Source organism: Rhodanobacter caeni (genome assembly GCF_039523575.1).
GTDB lineage: Bacteria > Pseudomonadota > Gammaproteobacteria > Xanthomonadales > Rhodanobacteraceae > Rhodanobacter > Rhodanobacter caeni.
In genome coordinates this window covers 711,163-728,964 of sequence record NZ_BAAAFO010000001.1, presented here as the reverse complement: position 1 = coordinate 728,964, position 17,802 = coordinate 711,163, and the positions used below count along the sequence as shown (strand labels likewise).

Genomic DNA, 17,802 nt, shown 5'->3' with positions numbered 1-17,802 from the left:
CGGTCAGGCGCCGGTCGGCGCGCGGCGGCGATACAGCGTATAGCCGAGGCCGCACAGCCCTGTCAGCACGGCCGGCACCAGCAGGGTGCGCTCATGCAAGACGGTGAAAAGCCGTGCGCCCACTGCGCTGCCCAGGGTGAACGTGACGATGACCAGCACGCAGACCCGCACGCGCAAGGTATCCACAGTGAGACCACGCAGGCGCTGGCCGATGTAGATGCCCAGGTCGGTGAACATGCCCGAGACATGGGTGGTGCGGAACACCATGCCGCTGTACGTGCTGGCCATGCCGTTCTGAAGACCGGCGCCCATCGCGGCCAGGTAAAGCCCCAATGAATCGTTCTGATGCAGCAACGGCACGGCGGCGAACAGCAGGATGGATTCCAGCACCAGGGTCACCCCGTAGCGACGCCCCAGCTTCAGCGTGCTCTGCTGCACGATCATGCCACTGAGCATGGCACCGAGCACGAAGGCGCCGATGGAGAGCGCCCAATGCCACGCCTCGCCGCCGTCGCCGGTACCCAGCGCCACGCCCAGCAGGCTGGTGGAACCGGTCAGGTTGGTGATCGACTGGTGCCGGAATCCCATGTAGCCGGCCGCATTGACGATGCCGGCGATGAACGCGAGCACGCCGCCACCAAACCAGGCCCAGCGTGGCAATTGGCGCAGTACCGGCATGCGGGCGGGTCAGTTCTTCAGCGGCTGCACGTCGATCACCGGCGCATCGCCGATCACGTCGGCGCCGGGCGGCGGCACGAAGTTGAACATGGCAGGCGGGATCGCCACATTGCGCTGCCAGTTGGAAAAGCGGATGTCCGTGGTGGAGCCGAGCTGGTCGCGGAAAGTCATGCGCGCCAGGCCGTTCGCGTCGAAGCCCAGGTCGGCGTAGTCGAATTGCGGGTCTTTCGCGGTGGAGGTGAGCCGCAGCCATTGCAGGCCGTCACGCTCGCCGCGTTCGGCCACCTTGAAATTGCGGTCCAGTTGCGACACGTCGGTGAGCACGGTGAGCGGGCTGTGCGCCTCTTCGGCGCTCTGGATGCGCACGGTGACCTGGTCCAGCTCCGGGTCGTACATCCACACCCGGCTGCCGTCGGCCACGATGGTCTGCTTGTACGGCGTCAGTGTCTCCCAGCGGAACTGCCGCGGCGCCTGCAGTGCCAGCGTGCCCGAACTGGTCTTGCTGCCCTGCCCGTTGATGTCGATCAGGGTCTGGCTGAACTGCCCGGTCAGCGAGTGCAGGTTCTGCGCGAACGCATCCAGCCGTGCGCGGGCCGGCCCGGTGGCGGCCTGTGTCACGAACGACAGCAGCAGGAGGGCGGTGGCAAAGGTGAAGCGTTTCATCGGATTTCCCAAAGCGATGGCGGTGCGGATTGTGGGGCGTATTGGCTTAACGCACCTGTAGGAGCGGCTTCAGCCGCGACCGCCCTTTGCAGATGCATGGCCTGGCAAAGGCGGTCGCGGCTGAAGCCGCTCCTACAGGTGTCAGGCTCAATCCCGCGGTGGCGGCGGCGCCAGCACTTCGCGGTTGCCGTTGTGCTGGGGCGGGCTGACCACGCCGTCCTGCTCCATCTGCTCGACCAGGCGGGCGGCGCGGTTGTAGCCGATGCGCAAATGCCTCTGCACCCCCGATATCGAGGCGCGTCGGGTCTGGGTGACCACGGCCACCGCCTTGTCGTAGAGCTGGGCGTCGGCGTCGCCGCCCTCCTCGCCATCCTGCGGGATGCCCGAGTCGTTGATGAACTTGCCGTCGCTGGTGGCCTGCACTTCCTCCAGCACGCCCTCGATGTAATTGGGCTCGCCCTGGGATTTCAGCCAGTTCACCACGCCATGCACCTCGTGGTCGTCGACGAAGGCGCCGTGCACGCGCTCGGGCGTGGCGGTGCCCGGCGGCAGGTAGAGCATGTCGCCGTGGCCCAGCAGCGCCTCGGCGCCGGACTGGTCAAGAATCGTGCGCGAGTCGATCTTGGAGGACACCTGGAACGCGATGCGGGTGGGGATGTTGGCCTTGATCAGGCCGGTGATCACGTCCACCGACGGGCGCTGGGTGGCCAGGATCAGGTGCACGCCGGCGGCGCGCGCCTTCTGCGCCAGGCGGGCAATGAGCTCTTCCACCTTCTTGCCGACGATCATCATCATGTCGGCGAACTCGTCGATGATCACCACGATGTTCGGCAGCGGCTCCAGCGGCTCGGCGGCCAGGTTCGGCATTTCCGGGTTGGGCCGGAACAGGGGATCGAGCAGCGGCTGGCCGGCCTTGTCCGCCTCGGCCACCTTCTTGTTGAAGCCGGCCAGGTTGCGCACGCCCACGGCGGCCATCAGTTTGTAGCGGCGCTCCATCTCGGCCACGCACCAGCGCAGGGCGTTGGCCGCCTCCTTCATGTCGGTGACCACCGGCGCCAGCAGGTGCGGGATGCCCTCGTACACCGAGAGCTCCAGCATCTTCGGGTCGATCATGATCATGCGCACGTCTTTGGGGCTGGCCTTGTACAGCAGGCTCAGCACCATCGCGTTGACCGCCACCGACTTGCCCGAACCGGTGGTGCCGGCCACCAGCAGGTGCGGCATCTTGGCCAGGTCCACCACGACGGGTTTGCCACCGATGTCCTTGCCCAGCGCCAGCGCCAGCGGCGATTTCTGCTGGTCGTACTTGTCCGAGCGCAGGATCTCGGAGAGGTAGACGATCTGCTTGCGGGTGTTGGGGATCTCCAGCCCGATCACGTTCTTGCCCGGGATCACGTCGACCACGCGCACGCTCACCACCGACAGGCCGCGGGCGATGTCCTTGTCCAGGCTCGATACCTGCGAGCCGCGCACGCCGGCGGCGGGCTCCAGCTCGAAGCGGGTGATCACCGGGCCGGGATACACGCCCACCACCTTGGCCTCGATGCGGAAATCCTTGAGCTTCAGCTCCACCTGGCGCGACAGCACTTCCAGGGTTTCTTCCGAATAGCCCGGGCCCTGCTCCGGCGCCTCGTCCAGCAGCGACAGCGGCGGCAGTTCCCCCGGCACCGAAGCGCCCACGAACAGCGGGATCTGCGTTTCCAGCCGGGCGCGCTCGCTTTTGGTCACCGGCGCGGGCGCCGGCTCGATCCGTACCGGCTCGCGCTTCGCCTGTTTCACCGCGTCGTCTTTCTTCACCGCCGCGCGCTCGGTGCGCGCCAGCCGCGCGGCGCGTTCCTGCGGCGCCTGGCGCAGGCGCTCGCGAACCAGTTCGGTCAGCCGCAGCACCGTGCGTCCGGTCCAGTCCATCACCTTGAACCACGACAGCCCGGTGGCCAGCGTCACCGCCACCAGGAACACCGCCAGCAGCAGCAGCGGCGCGCCCTTGTAGCCGAAGACGTATTGCAGGCCCTTGCCCACCGCCTCGCCGATCATGCCGCCGGCGCCCTGGGGCGCCATGCCGCTGTCGGGAAAATTGAGCCAGCACAGGCCCGGCGCGGTGATGAAGAAGAACACCGAGCCGATCAGCCGCAGCGACGGCTCCCAGCGGCTGGCGCTGGGTTGGGCGCCGTGCCGCAGCACGTTCACGCCCAGCAGCACCAGCAACAGGGGAAACGCATACGCCACCATGCCGAACAGGTAGCGCAGCAGATCGGCCACGTAGGCGCCCAGCATGCCGCCGAAGTTGCGCGCGTGATCGGCGCTGCCTACGTGCGACCAGCTGGGGTCCATCGGGTTGTAGCTGAACAGGCAGACCAGCAGGTACAGCGCCAGCGGCAGCAACAGCAGCGCACCGGCTTCGCGCAGGCGCCGTTTCAACTCTTCGCTGAGGCCTTCCCGGGCCGGTTGCCTGGCGTTCGTGCTGCGTGTCGCCATGGACGACCTCTTCCTGTTGACCAACGTCAGAGCATACCTTGCAACGCCGGATCTGCCAGCGTACCGCCGCGGGCGGGCCGATTCGGGCGTGGGGAACAGCAACGCGCCGCCGGGCGGCATCCGCGGGGCAATGATGTCGGCGAAGTGATCGCGCCATCGGCGCGGCGGCGTCGAGCCCGCCGCTCGCCTTGAATCGGCGCACCGGATTCCCCATCCTTGCGGACTGAACCGCCGCTGTCGCCGGCCATGCGCAAACCCTCGCGGAAACGCGACCGCGCCAGGCCATTGGCAGCCACGGATCACCTCGATGCGCCGCTGGCCAGCGGCCTGCAGGGTCTCGACCGACCTGGAACCGTTGGCCCCTCGCGCACCTCCCGCCACCGTCGCAGAACTCCGCGGAGTAACTGGTAAAAATGAACACCGTTCCCAAGCACAGCCGCTTGCTGATCCTCGGCTCCGGCCCCGCCGGCTATACAGCGGCGGTGTATGCCGCACGCGCCAACCTCAAGCCGACCATGATCACCGGCCTGCAGCAGGGCGGCCAGCTGATGACCACCACCGACGTGGACAACTGGCCCGGCGACGTCGAGGGGCTGCAGGGGCCGGCGCTGATGCAGCGCATGGCCGAGCACGCCGAGCGTTTCCATACCGAGATGGTGTTCGACCACATCCACACGGTGGACCTGAAGCAGCGCCCGTTCCGGCTGCGCGGCGATTCGGGCGACTACACCGCCGACGCGCTGATCATCACCACCGGCGCCACCGCGAAATACCTGGGCATCGCCTCGGAGGAGAAGTTCAAGGGCAAGGGCGTGTCGGCCTGCGCCACCTGCGACGGCTTCTTCTTCCGCGAGCAGGTGGTGGTGGTGATCGGCGGCGGCAACACCGCCGTGGAAGAGGCGCTGTACCTGTCCAACATCGCCAGCAAGGTCTACCTGGTGCACCGGCGCGACAAGCTGCGCGCCGAGAAGATCATGCAGGACAAGCTGTTCGAGAAGGCCGCCGCCGGCAAGATCGAGCTGGTGTGGAACCACAGCGTGGACGAGGTGCTGGGCGACGACTCCGGCGTCACCGGCGTGCGCGTGAAGGACGTCAACTCCGGCGCCACCCGCGACATCGAGGCCACCGGCTTCTTCGTGGCGATCGGCCACACGCCCAACACCGGCATCTTCCAGGGCCAGCTGGAGATGCACGATGGCTACATCAAGATCCACAGCGGCCAGCAGGGCATGGCCACGATGACCTCGGTCGAGGGCGTGTTCGCCGCCGGCGACGTGGCCGACCATGTCTACCGCCAGGCGATCACCTCGGCCGGCTTCGGCTGCATGGCCGCGCTGGATGCCGAGCGCTGGCTGGATCAGCAGACGCCGGTGGCCTGAGGGCCGGGATTCGGGATTCGGGATTTGCAGGCGCGTCGCAGGCACGTGACTGCAGGAACATGAAACGTCGCCTTGCAACCTCGACCCCGCGAAAGCGGCAGCGAGTCCGAATCCCGAATCCGGGACAAAGGTATCCACAACCCGCTGATGCTCACCACCCGCTTCCATGACGCCATCGCCGAGCTGCCCGCCGCGGCGTGGGATGCGTTGCGTGGCGAGGACAACCCGTTCGTGTCGCATGCGTTCCTGGCCACGCTGGAGCGCTCCGGCTGCATCCGTGCGGACTGGGGCTGGCAACCGCACCACGTTGGCATCTACGAGCGCGACCGGCTGATCGCCGCTGCGCCGCTGTATTTCAAGGGCAACTCACACGGCGAGTTCGTGTTCGATTTCGGCTGGGCCCGCGCCTGGCAGCAGGCCGGCGGCGAGTACTACCCGAAACTGCTCAACGGCGTGCCCTACTCGCCGGTGACCGGGCCACGGCTGCTGGCCGGCCGCGATGGCCAGACCGCCCTGCTGCAGCGGGCGCTGGCCGAGGCGATGCGCGGCGAGGCCGAGGAGCTGGGGCTTTCCTCGGTGCATGCCAATTTTCTGGAGGCGGCCGAAGCCGAGGCGTTCGACGAGGACTGGCTGGCGCGCTCGGACGTGCAGTTCCATTGGCACAACCATGGCTACCGCCACTTCCCGGCGTTCCTGGCCACGCTCAACCACAAGAAGCGCAAGAACATCCTGCGCGAGCGTGAGCAGGTGGCGGCCAGCGGCCTGGCGATCGAATGGCGCGGCGGCAACAGCCTCAGTCTGCTCGAATGGCGCCGCGTGCATGCGTTGTACGAGGCCACCTTCGACGCCAAGGGCAACCACGCCGCGCTCACCGCCGCGTTCTTCAGCCACCTGGGCGACCTGGGCCAGACCGCGCAGCTGGCGCTGGCGCGCGATGGCGACACGATCGTGGCGATGGCGCTGTTCATCCAGGGCGGCGGCGTGCTGTACGGGCGTTACTGGGGCGCGTCGGTGGACGTGCCCGGCCTGCATTTCGAGCTGTGCTACTACCGCGGCATCGACTACGCCATCGCGCAAGGGTTGAAGCGTTTCGAGCCTGGTGCGCAAGGCGAGCACAAGCTGGCGCGCGGCTTTTTGCCGGTGCGCACGCATTCGCGGCATTTCCTGGTCAACCCCGGTTTCCGCGCCGCCGTGGCCGACGCGCTGACCCACGAGGCGGAGGCCGTCGACGGCTACGCGGCCGAACTGCTGGCGCACAGCCCGTATGCGAGGAGCCGCGAGGCGGCGCGCGAGGGCAACGAACCCGGCCCACCGCGCGACCTGTCGCCGTGATCCGGCTGCCCCTGCTCGATCCGGACGCGCCGACGTCGTTCCCCGATCCCGGGCAGGCGTTGACCGAACCCAACGGCCTGCTGGCGTTCGGCGGCGACCTTTCGCCCGCGCGGCTGCTGGCCGCCTATGGCAAGGGCATCTTCCCCTGGTTCAGCGATGGCGAGCCGATCCTGTGGTGGTCGCCCGACCCGCGCTGCGTATTGCGCACGCAGGACCTGCATATCGGCCGCAGTCTGCGCCGGCAGCTGGCGGGCAAGCACTGGCATCTCACGCTCGACCACGCATTCGACGCGGTGGTCCGTGGCTGTGCCGCGCCGCGCCGCGACGCCTCGGGCACCTGGATCGTGCCGGCGATGATCGATGCCTACAACCGCCTCTACCACCTGGGCCACGCCCACAGCCTGGAGGTGTGGGAGGGCGGGCAACTGATCGGCGGCATCTACGGCATCGCGCTGGGGCAGCTGTTCTGCGGCGAGTCGATGTTCAGCCGCCAGAGCGGCGCGTCGAAACTGGCGCTGGTGGCCCTGGCCCGGCTGCTGCACGACTGGGGTTTTCCGCTGATCGATACCCAGGTGGCCAATGCGCACACCTTGAGCCTCGGCGCGGTCGAGATACCGCGCGCGCAATACCTGCAGGACGTGGCCACATTGCGCCGCCTGCCCGGCCAGCCCGGCAACTGGGCGCCGTTCACCGACGCCCTGATCCAGCCTTGCGCCCCCTTGTAGGAGCGGCTTCAGCCGCGACGCGCCTGCTTTTATCGGAAAGCCGGAGCAAGAGCGTCGCGACTGAAGTCGCTCCTACAGGTGTGCGGAACGCCCCGACGGTTCGCTCCCATCCGGCGGCTCGCCCAGCGCCTTGAGCTCGTCGTAGTGTTCGATGAACAGCGCGACCAGGTGGGGATCGAGCTGGCTGCCGGCCACTTTCTGCAGGTAGGCGATGACGTCGGCCTCGGGCCAGGCGGGCTTGTAGACGCGCGGGGAAATGAGCGCATCCCAGATGTCCACCACGCTGAAGATGCGTGCCGCCAGCGGAATGGCCTCGCCGCGCAGGCCGGCCGGGTAGCCGGCGCCGTCCCAGCGTTCGTGGTGGCTGTACGGGATGTCGCTGGCATCGCGCAGGAAATCCACCTTTTGCAGCATGTCGCCGCCGAAGCGCGCGTGCTGGCGCATCACCGCGATCTCGCCCTCGTCCAGCTTGCCGGGCTTGACCAGGATGGCGTCGGGCACGGCCAGCTTGCCGATGTCGTGCAGCAGCGCGCCGAAGGACAGGTTGCGCAGCGCGTCGCCACGCACCCCCGCCACGCGCGCCAGCCCGGTGGCCATGCGCATGACACGGTCGGAATGGTCGCCGGTTTCCTTGTGCCGGATGTCGATCGCCGACACCAGCACGCGCAGGGCCTGCTGCTGGCCTTCCAGCAGCATCTCGTTGGCGCGCCGCAACTGGCGCATCTCGCAGCCCAGCACCCAGTAAAGCAGCGCGCCGGTGCCCAGCACGAACAGCCAGCCCTTGATGCTTTGCAGGAACGCCAGTTCGGATCGGGTGGCGACCAGCGCGTTCAACGCGAGGTCGGAAAACCCTATCCACAATGCGGAAACCGACACGTAGATGACGACCGTGCGCAGCTGTGGATGTTTCGTCACGTAATGGCGTCCTTGGGATCGTGAGCGTGGCCTGCGCAAGGCTGGCAACGCAGTGTGGGCAAGACCATGCCCGCGCATTGTGACGTATCCGTCAGCTCGTGCGAGCGGTGTACTTGCGCTCCACGTAATCGTCCAGAATGCCCACGAATTCGCTGGCGATATTGTCGCCGCGCAGGGTCATCGCCTTTTCGCCGTCGATGAATACCGGCGCGGCCGGCGCCTCGCCGTTGCCCGGCAGCGAGATGCCGATGTTGGCGTGCTTGGATTCGCCAGGCCCGTTGACGATGCAGCCCATCACCGCCAGGGTGAGGTTCTCCACGCCGTCGTACTTCACCCGCCACAGCGGCATCTGCTCGCGCACATGTTCCTGCACGGTCTTGGCCAGCACCTGGAAGAACTCGCTGGTGGTGCGGCCACAGCCCGGGCAGGCGGTGACCAGCGGGGTGAACGAGCGCAGCCCCATGGTCTGCAGCAGCTCCTGCGCCACGATCACCTCGCCGGTGCGCGGCGCGCCGGGTTCGGGCGTCAGCGAGATGCGGATGGTGTCGCCGATGCCTTCCTGCAGCAGCACCGCCAGCGCGGCGCTGGATGCGGTGATGCCCTTGGAGCCCATGCCGGCCTCGGTGAGGCCCAGGTGCAAGGCGTAATCGCAGCGCGCGGCCAGGTCGCGATAGACCGCAATCAGCTCCTGCACGCCGGAGACCTTGCACGACAGGATGATGCGGTCGCGCCCCAGGCCGAGTTCTTCCGCCTTGGCGGCCGATTCCAGCGCGGAGCGGATCAGCGCCTCGCGCGCCACCTGCGACGCGTCCCACGGTTCGGCCCGCTGCGCGTTCTCGTCCATCAGCGCGGCCAGCATGCTCTGGTCCAGCGAACCCCAGTTGACGCCGATGCGCACCGGCTTGGCGTAGCGCAGGGCCATCTCGATGATCGAGGCGAACTGGGTGTCGCGCTTGGCGCCGAAACCCACGTTGCCGGGGTTGATGCGGTACTTGGCCAGCGCCTCGGCGCAGGCCGGCTCGCGTTCCAGCAACTGGTGGCCGTTGTAGTGGAAATCGCCCACCAGCGGCACGTCCACGCCCATCATCGCCAGTCGCTCGGCAATGCGCGGCACCGCGGCGGCGGCGGCGGGCGTGTTGACCGTGATCCGCACCAGCTCGGACCCGGCGCGGGCCAGCTCGGCGACCTGCCTGGCGGTGCTGGCGGCGTCCTCGGTGTCGGTATTGGTCATCGACTGCACCACGATCGGCGCATTGCCACCGACGCGGACCTTGCCCACCTGCACGCCGACACTCTGCCGGCGCGGGGCCGGGCCCGCCGCCAGGCGCGTTTGTGTAGCCATCTCGCTGATGCTTCCCATCCGAAGAAATACCGTCAAGGATACCCGATCACGGCCGCCGACCCGCGCCAGACCGGCGCCCCGGCGCGGCGCGCGCCGGTCGGCGGCAGCCGTCGCGCATCCTCCGCAGGGCCGTTCACGAAAACTGCAAGCCGCCGGCGCCACCCTCGGATCAGTGCGGGCTGGTACGCATTGTCGCAGCGACTTGATTGACGTCATGGCATCGCGTCACGCTTTACGCAGAATGGCGCAGTTAACCGTTGGGAATCCGCATGCCGAACACTGAGTATTACAACGACAAAGTGGTGCGCCAGTTCCTGCTGGCAGCTGCCGTGTGGGGGATCATCGGCATGTCGGTGGGCGTCTACGCCGCCGCCGAGCTGGCCTGGCCCGCGTTGAACTTCGACACCTCATGGCTCACCTTCAGCCGCATCCGCCCCGACCACACCTTCGGCGTGATCTTCGCCTTCGGCGGTTCGGCGCTGATGGGCACCTGCTATTACGTGGTGCAGCGCACCGGCCACGCACGGCTCGCCTTCGGCAAGTTGGCGGCCTTCACCTTCTGGGGCTGGCAACTGGTCTGCGTGCTGGCGATGGTGACGATGCCGCTGGGCATCACCCAGAGCAAGGAGTACGCCGAGCCGGAGTGGTTCATCGACATCCTGATCGCGATCGTGTGGGTGAGCTTCGGCGTGGTGTTCTTCGGCAGCCTGACGCGGCGGCGGATCAAGCACATCTACGTGGCCAACTGGTACTACGGCGCGTTCATCATCGCGGTGGGCCTGCTGCACATCGTCAACAACCTGGCCCTGCCGGCCTCGCTGTTCAAGTCGTACCCGGTCTACGCCGGCGTGGTCGATGCGATGGTGCAGTGGTGGTACGGCCACAACGCGGTGGCGTTTTTCCTCACCGCCGGCTTCCTGGGCATGATGTATTACTTCGTGCCGCGGCAGGCGCAGCAGCCGCTGTGGAGCTACCGCTTCTCGATCGTCAATTTCTGGGCGCTGATCTCGGTCTACATGTGGGCCGGCGCGCACCACCTGATGTACACGGCCCTGCCCGACTGGGTGCAGTCCGTCGGCATGGCGTTCTCGCTGGTGCTGCTGATGCCCAGCCTGGGTTCGGCGGCGAACGGCCTGCTCACCTTCAACGGCTCGTGGCACAAGCTGAAGATGGACCCGGCGGCCAAGTTCATGGTGCTGTCGCTGGTGTTCTACGCCGCCTCGACCTTCGAAGGCTCGATGATGGCGATCAAGACGGTGAACTCGCTGTCGCACTACACCGACTGGACCATCGCCCACGTGCATTCGGGCTCGCTGGGCTGGGTGGCGATGATCACCATCGGCTCGCTGTACGCGATGGCGCCGCGCGCGCTGGGCCAGCCGAAGATGTATTCGCAAAAGGGCATGGAGTGGCATTTCTGGATCCACACCATGGGCCTGCTGCTGTACGTGGGTTCGATGTGGACGGCCGGCGTCACCGAAGGCCTGATGTGGCGCAAGACCCTGCCCGACGGCTCGCTGGCGTATGCCTTCATCGACAGCCTGATCGCGATCAAGCCGATGTACTGGATCCGCTGGCTGGGTGGCGTGTTCGTGCTCAGCGGCATGGTGATCATGGCCTGGAACCTGTGGCATACCGCGGCCGATGCACGCGCCCATCTGATCAAGCCGATTCCCGTGCCGATTCCCGAACCCTATCCGCACCAGGTGCCCGAACCCCTGCCCGCGAGCGCCGGCTGATGCGCTCGCCCGCGGGTGCCGTGGCGATCGACTTGCCGTTTCAAGGGCGCAACCCGGCCCTGCAAATCCAAAGGCGGCCATGCATGACCGCCGTCTTGAAGTAGAGCTCACCTCATGGCCTACAAACATTTCGAAGTCATCGAGAAGCACGCCGGCCTGCTCGGCGTGCTGATCGCGATCATGGTGTCCATCGGCGGCCTGGCCGAGATCACGCCGCTGTTCGTGCAGGCCCATTCGGTGACGGCGCCGCCGGGGGTGAAGCCCTACGACGCGTTGCGCCTGGCCGGCCGCGACGTGTACGTGCGCGAAGGCTGCTACCTGTGCCATTCGCAGATGATCCGTGCGCTGCGCGCGGAGACGCAGCGCTACGGCCACTTCTCCACCGCCGAGGAGTCGGTCTACGACCGCCCGTTCCAGTGGGGCTCCAAGCGCACCGGGCCGGACCTGGCGCGCGTGGGCGGCAAGTACTCCGACCACTGGCAGCGCCTGCACCTGGAGGACCCGCGCCAGGTGGAGCCCGAGTCCAACATGCCGGCGTATCCATGGCTGAATGACAACAAGCTGGACATCGCCGACGTGCAGGCGCGCATGCGCACGCTGCGCCGGCTGGGTGACCCGTACACCGACGACGACATCGCCAAGGCCAGCGAGTCGCTGGCCGGCAAGACCGAGATGGATGCGCTGATCGCCTACCTGCAGGGCCTGGGCATCAAGAACGAGCCGGTCTCCGCGGTGCCGGTGCCGGTCGGGCACGGAGACAAGCCATGATGAATCCGATCTGGGGCCATATCACCGGCGTGGTGACCGTGGTGCTGATGCTGATCTTCATCGGCATCTGGGTGTGGGCATGGCGCAAGCGCCACCGCTCCACCTTCAAGCGCATGTCGGAGATCCCGATGGAAGACAAGCCCGAGGGCCCGCTGCCCGACCCGGCCGAGATCGCCAGGAAAGACGCCGCCGACAACGAGGGAGGCGAGCAGCCGTGAGCACAGGACTGTCGCTGTGGGTGATGTTTCTGGTGACGCTCAATCTGGGCATCACCTTCTTCCTGTTCCTGTGGGCGCCGCGGGCCAAGATCCCCACCCTGCCCGACCAGACCAGCGGCCACGTCTGGGCGCACGGCACCGTGCGCGAGGGCGTGCGCAACCTGCCGTTGTGGTGGCTGCTGTTTTCCGCCGCGATGTTCCTGGCCGGCTTCGTCTACCTGGTGCTCTACCCGGGTTTCGGCAGCCACAAGGGCATCCTGGGCTGGACCTCGCACGGCGAACTGGCCAAGGCCGAGGCCATCAACGATGCCAAGCTGGACGTGCTGCTGGAGCGCTTTCGCGAGTATCCGGTGGAGCAACTGGCCAACGACCCGGCCGCCCTGCAGATGGGCGGACGCCTGTTCGTGGACAACTGCGCCGCCTGCCACGGCCGCGGCGGCTACGGCAACGTCAAGGTGGGCGCGCCCAGCCTGATCGACGACGACTGGCTCTACGGCGGCACCGGTGCGGACATCCTGGCCAGCATCCACGACGGCCGCAGCGGCCTGATGCCGCCGTGGGCCAGCCTGGGCGAGGACAACGTCAAGAACCTGGCCCAGTACGTGTTGAGCCTGTCCGGCTCGCCGCACGACGCGGCCAAGGCCGCCGCGGGCAAGCCGCTGTTCACCACTTGCGCGGCCTGCCACGGCGCCGACGGCAAGGGCAACCCCGCGCTGGGCGCGCCCAACCTCACCGACCACATCTGGCTGCACGGCGGTCGGCTGGAGGACATCGAGCGCTCGATCGGCGGCGGCCGCCAGGGTGCCATGCCGGCGTGGAGCAAGCGGTTGACCAACGACCAGATCCGCGTGCTCGCCGCCTACGTCTACCACCTCGCGCACCAGGGCGACGCCGCCGCGGGGCAAGGCCATGCCGGGCGCTGACGCACCGCGCCTGTCCGCCCGCACGGCCTGGTATCGCCAGCCGATCGTGTGGCTGGGCGTGACGCTGTTCGTGGCCTCGCTGGCCGGATGCGTGTGGATCATCGTGGTGGCCGCGCACCACCCCGATGTGCCGGTGGAACACGCCGGCAGCGGCCTGTTCGGCGTGCCGTCCGCGGCGCACAGCAGCCACGGCCCGCCACCCGCCACGCCGCAATGAACGCGCACGCGGCCTGGGCGCATCCGCAGCTCGCCGCACAGGTCATGCGGCCGCGCCGCGACGGCCGCAGCGAAATCGCGCTGCGCGTCGAAGGCCTGCATGGCGCCCGCCAGATCCTGACGCTGGAGCAGCTGATCCGCGCCCTGCCCGGCGTGCAGCGCGTGGCGATCGACGCGCCGGCCGGGCGCGTGCGCGTGGTGTGGGATGCGCAGCGCACACCGTTGCCGCGCCTGCTCGCCAGCTTCGCCAGCGCGCACTGCACGGCGCAGCCGCTGCGCAACGACAGCATCGACGACGCCCGCGCCATCGAGATGCATGCGGCGCTGAAACGCCTGCTGGTCGGCGGCATGTTCGCGATGCAGGTGATGACCTATGCCTTCGTGATGTACATCGGCGCGGTCGATTTCGTGGACTTCACCACGCGCGGGCTGTTCCGCTGGCTCAGCCTGCTGTCCACGATTCCGGTGGTGTTCTATTGCGCGCAACCGTTCTTTGCCGGCGCGCGCGCCGAACTGCGCCAGCGACGGCTGGGGATCAACCTGCCGGTGGCGCTGGCGGTGGCACTGGTGTTCCTGGCCAGCGCCATCAACACGCTGCGCGGGCATGGCGAGATCTATTTCGACTCGGTGAGCATGTTTGTCTTCCTGCTGCTGGGCGGACGCTACCTGGAACTGCGCGCGCGCCATCGCAGCGGCGCACTGGGCGACGCGGTTATCGACGCCACGCCGCTGCTGGCCGAGCGTTGCCGCGCGGACGGCCAGCGGGAAACCGTGGCCGCGATCGAACTGGCGCCTGGCGACCTGGTGCACGTCAGCGAAGGCGGCACGGTGCCCGCCGACGGCGTGCTTGAAAGCGCCATGGTGCGCGTCGACGAGGCGCTGCTGTCCGGCGAATCGCGACCGGTGACGCGCCATGCCGGCGAACGGCTGGTGGCCGGCAGCGTGGTGCTGGCCGGGCCGGCGCAACTGCGGGTGGAATCCAGCGGTTCGCACACCGCTGCCGCGCGGCTGGGCGCGCTGGCGGCGCGGGCACGGCAGGCGCGCTCACCCGCGATGCAGGCCAGCGAACGCGACGCCAGCCGCTTCGTGGGCCGCGTCCTGCTGTTGACCGTGCTGACCGCGCTGGGCTGGCTGCTGGTCGATCCCTCGCGCGCGTTCGAGGCCGCCGTGGCGGTGCTGGTGGTGGCCTGCCCCTGCGCGTTCGCGCTGACCGTGCCGGCTACCCTCACCCGCGCACTGGGCGTGCTGGCGCAGCGCGGCGTACTGGTCACCGACGGCGCGGCGCTGGCCCCCCTGGCGCGGGTCGACTTTGCCCTGTTCGACAAGACCGGCACGCTGGCCACGCCGCAGCTGTCGCTGGCCACGGTGGAACCGTTGCGCGGCGACGATCCCGCCCGCGTCCTGCAATGGGCCGCCGCGCTGGCGCGCGAAAGCTCGCATCCGCTGGCCCGCGCCTTGGCCATGGAAGCCGCCGCGCACGGCACGCCGGCGCACGCCGCGGCCGTGCAGGTCGTCGCCGGCGCCGGTATCCGCGGCGAGCTCGATGGCCGCACCCTGCGTCTGGGCCGCGCGGATTTCGCGCTGGCACCCAGCGGGGAGAAGGCCGCGGCCTTGGCCGCCGGTACGCTCGTGCTGGCCGATGCGCAGGGCGCCATCGCCGCGTTCCACCTGCACGAACAGGCCCGACCCGACGCCGCTGCCACCGTGGCGTTTCTTCGCGCCGACAACATCGCCTGCGCAATCGCCAGCGGCGACGTGGCCGAACGCGTGGCTCCACTGGCCGCTGCGCTGGGCATCGATGAATGGCACGCACGGCAAGCCCCGGCGGACAAGCTGGCGGTGCTGCAGGCGGCGCGCGCGCGCGGCCATGTCACCCTGGCCGCGGGCGATGGCACCAACGATGCCCCCATCCTTGCCGGCGCCGACGTCTCCGCCGCGCTGGACAGCGGCACCGGCCTGGCCCAGGCGCACGCCGATCTGTTGCTGCTGGACGGACGCCTGGATGGCCTGGCCAGCGCCCGCATCGTGGCGCGCGAGGTGAGCCGCGTGATGGCCCAGAGCCGGCGCTGGGCGCTGGCCTACAATCTCTGTGCGGTGCCGTTTGCGGCGTTCGGGCTGGTGCCACCATGGCTGGCCGGCATCGGCATGACCCTGAGCTCGCTGGTGGTCGTGCTCAACGCGCAGCGCGTCGGCACGACCGCACCCGCGGCGAAAGCCCCTGCATGAACATCCTGCTGATCCTGATCCCCGTCACCCTGATCGTCATCGGCGTGGCCGTGGCGCTGTTCTTCTGGGCCGTCAACCACCAGCAATTCGACGACCTGGACAGCCCGGCCGAGCTGCCGCTGATGGATGACCAGCCGGCGCACGGAGATGAAAAAGGCGCGCCCGGGGGAAGCTCTGATTTTGACGCCGATTGATCAGACCTTCCCTGGCTGCCTTCCGAACCAGAAGCCAGCGAAACGATGCATGTGTCCAGCCCCGTCTGATTGTTTAATTTTCTGACGAAGAGTTCCGGGCGTTCCGCGCGCCATCCGTCCGTCAACATCTGGGCAGTACCACCCGCCCCGTTGTCCATCTGTCGGTCGGAAGCAATCTGTCGCGCCCTGCCGGCCGCCGCGCCAATGGGGTCGAATGCTTCTTGGTATCGCTGGTTAACGTCAGCCGCCAAGCGCGATTCGTTCGGATTCGCCATGTGCTCACCCAGCTGGGCACGGGTATCAGCCGCCTGTGAAACCATAGACTGAATGCCCGCACGAGAAGCGGCGTCAGCCTCACCGTCCACCTGCCCCGCGACCATCGCACGACCTTGTGCCCGAACCGCATCGGCATCCAGTCCGCTACCAACGCCAGCGTGTTGCACTCCTTGCGTTGCTGCACCCGACTGAACAGATCCCCCGAGCCCACTGGGAGCGTTCCCCGCCCCGCCTCGTGTCCAGGCTCATTGCCAGTAGCTGGCCTTGCGCTTCAGGTGAACCACTTCTTTGCTTCCCGAGAACGATCCGGTCAGCTCTCGCAGCCCGATCGTTCCGATGAAGTCTCCTCGCGGATCGACGGATTCCGGTACCGAAAATTTGATTGACGTACCGGATATTGCCGCAGGCACCACCACGGGGGTTGTCGGCTCACCCTCGCTGGACTGATAGACGACGAAGTAGCCGTCGCGCGCGTAGGTGACGAAAATTTCCGTACCGAGGAGATCGCCCCCTTCGTCGTTGTATGCCATGTCCGAAAACATGCCCGTCAGCTTCGGTCGCCCGGTGTTGCCAGCGGCCTCGGCTGTCGAGGCGACACCGAAAACAAGCAGCATCAGGCACACATAAATCATCCGTTTCATCATCTTCCTCCCGAAAAATCGTCAATCATCGGCTACCCGGCTCTACCCGATGCACGAAACATCCGGCGCGCCTATTCCCTGCTGGTTTACCGATTGAGCAATCTGCTGCACCTTGTACTGGCCCTGCTGTTGCAAGACCTGATTGATCTCCGTCAGCTGCCGCGTGCTCAGCTCGATCGGCCTATTGATCGCTCTGGCCGTATCTACACTGGCGACGTTCGTTGCCACGCCAAGCATGGGTCGCTCGGCAGCAAACGCCTTGGAGCCATCGTCGCTAAGAACAACACTGTCGATTTGCTTCAAACCCTGCGACTTTGCCTCGACAGCCAATGCGCCGGCCAGGTTCTCGCTGAACTGATCGGACGCGCGCCCTCGCTCTGCATCCAGCTTTCTGACACTGGCGTACGCTTGCAGAAATAGCGCGTGATCCGGATGTGAGGCTTCGTCCAGCCGGGGTGCGGTCTGTGCCGATGTGGTAGATGCCGGATGCGCATGTGGTGCCCGCAACGCGTCCCGCGGCCGAGTTGATGCGTTGCGCTCAGACGCGGGCGGCCGATGGTGCCCCGTCAGCTCGTTGTATTGCCGGGTTGCATTTGCGATAGCCGTGCTTTTGTCTATGGGCGGGTCCGCATAAAAATGCGGCGGGTCGCGCCGGTGGAAATTGCCACCCCATTGCAACCCTGCGTCGCGTGCGGCCGTTCGGATGACTTCACGTTGTTCCTCGCTGACGGTCGAGTAATTTACATCGACGGCAAACCCGGCCGAATGAAGACTGTGCGTGGCCGGCGTAATCGCGTTGGGATCGTGACGCAAACGTTCCTGATGTTCTGGGGTCCTGAACGCACTGTTGAAATGGAGGCTGACACCGTGAGCTTCCGCATTCGCGATGAAAGCGCTGACCTTTGGAACCATCGATTGGTCGAGATAGGTACAACCCAGGCCAGGCAGCGTAACGGGCACGAGTTGAGTTGCTGTTCCGTGGTGCGTGTCAGTCATGGACAGGAACTCCTTTGGGTCCAAATGCGCTTTGGGCTACCTGCTAACGGCCTGATGGATGCACTGTTCGTTTGGGCACGATCTTACTTCTGGCGG

Annotated in this window: 17 protein-coding genes; 10 read left to right on the top strand and 7 right to left on the bottom strand. The window is 67.4% G+C overall.

Features of this window, described 5'->3' with window-relative positions; translation table 11 throughout:
• Positions 1–3: 3 nt before the first annotated feature.
• From ABD017_RS03400 to ABD017_RS03390, 3 genes are all read right to left on the bottom strand, one after another.
• Entirely contained in the window at positions 4–678 is a 675-nt protein-coding gene (locus ABD017_RS03400) for a YoaK family protein (RefSeq protein WP_343880138.1), read from the bottom strand.
• Positions 679–687: 9 nt separating this feature from the next.
• Positions 688–1,341, bottom strand: a complete 654-nt coding sequence (gene lolA / locus ABD017_RS03395; RefSeq protein WP_343880136.1) for an outer membrane lipoprotein periplasmic chaperone LolA — start codon at positions 1,339–1,341, stop codon at positions 688–690.
• A gap of 147 nt (positions 1,342–1,488) precedes the next feature.
• Entirely contained in the window at positions 1,489–3,816 is a 2,328-nt protein-coding gene (locus ABD017_RS03390) for a DNA translocase FtsK (RefSeq protein ID WP_343880134.1), read from the bottom strand.
• A gap of 413 nt (positions 3,817–4,229) precedes the next feature.
• Between ABD017_RS03390 and trxB the strand changes: the two genes are divergently transcribed.
• From trxB to aat, 3 genes are all read left to right on the top strand, one after another.
• Positions 4,230–5,195, top strand: a complete 966-nt coding sequence (trxB, locus tag ABD017_RS03385) for a thioredoxin-disulfide reductase (protein ID WP_343880132.1) — start codon at positions 4,230–4,232, stop codon at positions 5,193–5,195.
• A gap of 147 nt (positions 5,196–5,342) precedes the next feature.
• A complete protein-coding gene (locus tag ABD017_RS03380) occupies positions 5,343–6,527 on the top strand; it encodes a GNAT family N-acetyltransferase (protein ID WP_343880648.1) in 1,185 nt (394 codons plus the stop codon).
• Positions 6,524–7,252 (top strand): leucyl/phenylalanyl-tRNA--protein transferase, encoded by a 729-nt coding sequence (aat, locus tag ABD017_RS03375; RefSeq protein ID WP_343880130.1) that lies wholly within the window; start codon positions 6,524–6,526, stop codon positions 7,250–7,252. The genes ABD017_RS03380 and aat overlap by 4 nt, the downstream gene beginning before the upstream one ends.
• A gap of 72 nt (positions 7,253–7,324) precedes the next feature.
• Here the strand turns inward: aat and ABD017_RS03370 are convergent, their stop codons facing one another.
• Positions 7,325–8,167 (bottom strand): HD-GYP domain-containing protein, encoded by an 843-nt coding sequence (locus ABD017_RS03370; protein ID WP_343880128.1) that lies wholly within the window; start codon positions 8,165–8,167, stop codon positions 7,325–7,327.
• Between the two features lie 91 nt (positions 8,168–8,258).
• Positions 8,259–9,509 (bottom strand): flavodoxin-dependent (E)-4-hydroxy-3-methylbut-2-enyl-diphosphate synthase, encoded by a 1,251-nt coding sequence (ispG, locus tag ABD017_RS03365; protein ID WP_343880126.1) that lies wholly within the window; start codon positions 9,507–9,509, stop codon positions 8,259–8,261.
• A 269-nt stretch (positions 9,510–9,778) separates the two neighbouring features.
• Here ispG and ccoN point away from each other — a divergent pair, with 269 nt between their 5' ends.
• The 7 genes from ccoN to ccoS all read left to right on the top strand — a co-directional run bounded on the left by ccoN (position 9,779) and on the right by ccoS (position 15,793).
• On the top strand, positions 9,779–11,248 hold the full coding sequence (gene ccoN, locus ABD017_RS03360; RefSeq protein WP_343880124.1) for a cytochrome-c oxidase, cbb3-type subunit I: 1,470 nt from the start codon (positions 9,779–9,781) through the stop codon (positions 11,246–11,248).
• Between the two features lie 114 nt (positions 11,249–11,362).
• The gene (gene ccoO, locus ABD017_RS03355) at positions 11,363–12,016 is read left to right on the top strand and encodes a cytochrome-c oxidase, cbb3-type subunit II (protein WP_343880122.1); all 654 of its coding nucleotides are present in this window, start codon (positions 11,363–11,365) and stop codon (positions 12,014–12,016) included.
• Positions 12,013–12,234 (top strand): cbb3-type cytochrome oxidase subunit 3, encoded by a 222-nt coding sequence (locus ABD017_RS03350; protein WP_343880120.1) that lies wholly within the window; start codon positions 12,013–12,015, stop codon positions 12,232–12,234. The genes ccoO and ABD017_RS03350 overlap by 4 nt, the downstream gene beginning before the upstream one ends.
• Positions 12,231–13,157, top strand: a complete 927-nt coding sequence (gene ccoP, locus ABD017_RS03345) for a cytochrome-c oxidase, cbb3-type subunit III (RefSeq protein ID WP_343880118.1) — start codon at positions 12,231–12,233, stop codon at positions 13,155–13,157. Before ABD017_RS03350 ends, ccoP begins: the two co-directional genes overlap by 4 nt.
• Complete coding sequence (locus ABD017_RS03340; protein ID WP_343880116.1) at positions 13,144–13,374, top strand: hypothetical protein; 231 nt, start codon at positions 13,144–13,146, stop codon at positions 13,372–13,374. The genes ccoP and ABD017_RS03340 overlap by 14 nt, the downstream gene beginning before the upstream one ends.
• Positions 13,371–15,599 carry a heavy metal translocating P-type ATPase gene (locus tag ABD017_RS03335; RefSeq protein WP_343880114.1) on the top strand — a complete coding sequence of 743 codons (2,229 nt, stop codon included), beginning with the start codon at positions 13,371–13,373 and terminating at the stop codon, positions 15,597–15,599. The genes ABD017_RS03340 and ABD017_RS03335 overlap by 4 nt, the downstream gene beginning before the upstream one ends.
• Positions 15,596–15,793: a cbb3-type cytochrome oxidase assembly protein CcoS gene (gene ccoS / locus ABD017_RS03330; protein WP_343880112.1), complete on the top strand. Its 198-nt coding sequence runs from the start codon at positions 15,596–15,598 to the stop codon at positions 15,791–15,793. Before ABD017_RS03335 ends, ccoS begins: the two co-directional genes overlap by 4 nt.
• A 521-nt stretch (positions 15,794–16,314) precedes the next feature.
• On the opposite strand, the gene ABD017_RS03325 is transcribed toward ccoS, so the two are convergent.
• Positions 16,315–16,710, bottom strand: a complete 396-nt coding sequence (locus ABD017_RS03325; RefSeq protein WP_343880110.1) for a hypothetical protein — start codon at positions 16,708–16,710, stop codon at positions 16,315–16,317.
• A gap of 42 nt (positions 16,711–16,752) precedes the next feature.
• The gene (locus ABD017_RS03320) at positions 16,753–17,706 is read right to left on the bottom strand and encodes an XVIPCD domain-containing protein (RefSeq protein WP_343880108.1); all 954 of its coding nucleotides are present in this window, start codon (positions 17,704–17,706) and stop codon (positions 16,753–16,755) included.
• Positions 17,707–17,802: the final 96 nt, after the last annotated feature.

Excerpts from the sequence above, each read along its gene's own strand:
- ABD017_RS03340 (WP_343880116.1), top strand. The coding sequence starts at position 13,144 with ATGCCGGGCGCTGACGCACCGCGCCTGTCCGCCCGCACGGCCTGGTAT.
- ABD017_RS03380 (WP_343880648.1), top strand. The coding sequence starts at position 5,343 with ATGCTCACCACCCGCTTCCATGACGCCATCGCCGAGCTGCCCGCCGCG.
- ispG (WP_343880126.1), bottom strand. The coding sequence starts at position 9,509 with ATGGCTACACAAACGCGCCTGGCGGCGGGCCCGGCCCCGCGCCGGCAG.
- ccoS (WP_343880112.1), top strand. The coding sequence starts at position 15,596 with ATGAACATCCTGCTGATCCTGATCCCCGTCACCCTGATCGTCATCGGC.
- ABD017_RS03390 (WP_343880134.1), bottom strand. The coding sequence starts at position 3,816 with ATGGCGACACGCAGCACGAACGCCAGGCAACCGGCCCGGGAAGGCCTC.
- ABD017_RS03335 (WP_343880114.1), top strand. The coding sequence starts at position 13,371 with ATGAACGCGCACGCGGCCTGGGCGCATCCGCAGCTCGCCGCACAGGTC.
- lolA (WP_343880136.1), bottom strand. The coding sequence starts at position 1,341 with ATGAAACGCTTCACCTTTGCCACCGCCCTCCTGCTGCTGTCGTTCGTG.
- ABD017_RS03350 (WP_343880120.1), top strand. The coding sequence starts at position 12,013 with ATGATGAATCCGATCTGGGGCCATATCACCGGCGTGGTGACCGTGGTG.
- ABD017_RS03320 (WP_343880108.1), bottom strand. The coding sequence starts at position 17,706 with ATGACTGACACGCACCACGGAACAGCAACTCAACTCGTGCCCGTTACG.
- ABD017_RS03325 (WP_343880110.1), bottom strand. The coding sequence starts at position 16,710 with ATGAAACGGATGATTTATGTGTGCCTGATGCTGCTTGTTTTCGGTGTC.
- trxB (WP_343880132.1), top strand. The coding sequence starts at position 4,230 with ATGAACACCGTTCCCAAGCACAGCCGCTTGCTGATCCTCGGCTCCGGC.
- ABD017_RS03400 (WP_343880138.1), bottom strand. The coding sequence starts at position 678 with ATGCCGGTACTGCGCCAATTGCCACGCTGGGCCTGGTTTGGTGGCGGC.
- ccoN (WP_343880124.1), top strand. The coding sequence starts at position 9,779 with ATGCCGAACACTGAGTATTACAACGACAAAGTGGTGCGCCAGTTCCTG.
- ccoO (WP_343880122.1), top strand. The coding sequence starts at position 11,363 with ATGGCCTACAAACATTTCGAAGTCATCGAGAAGCACGCCGGCCTGCTC.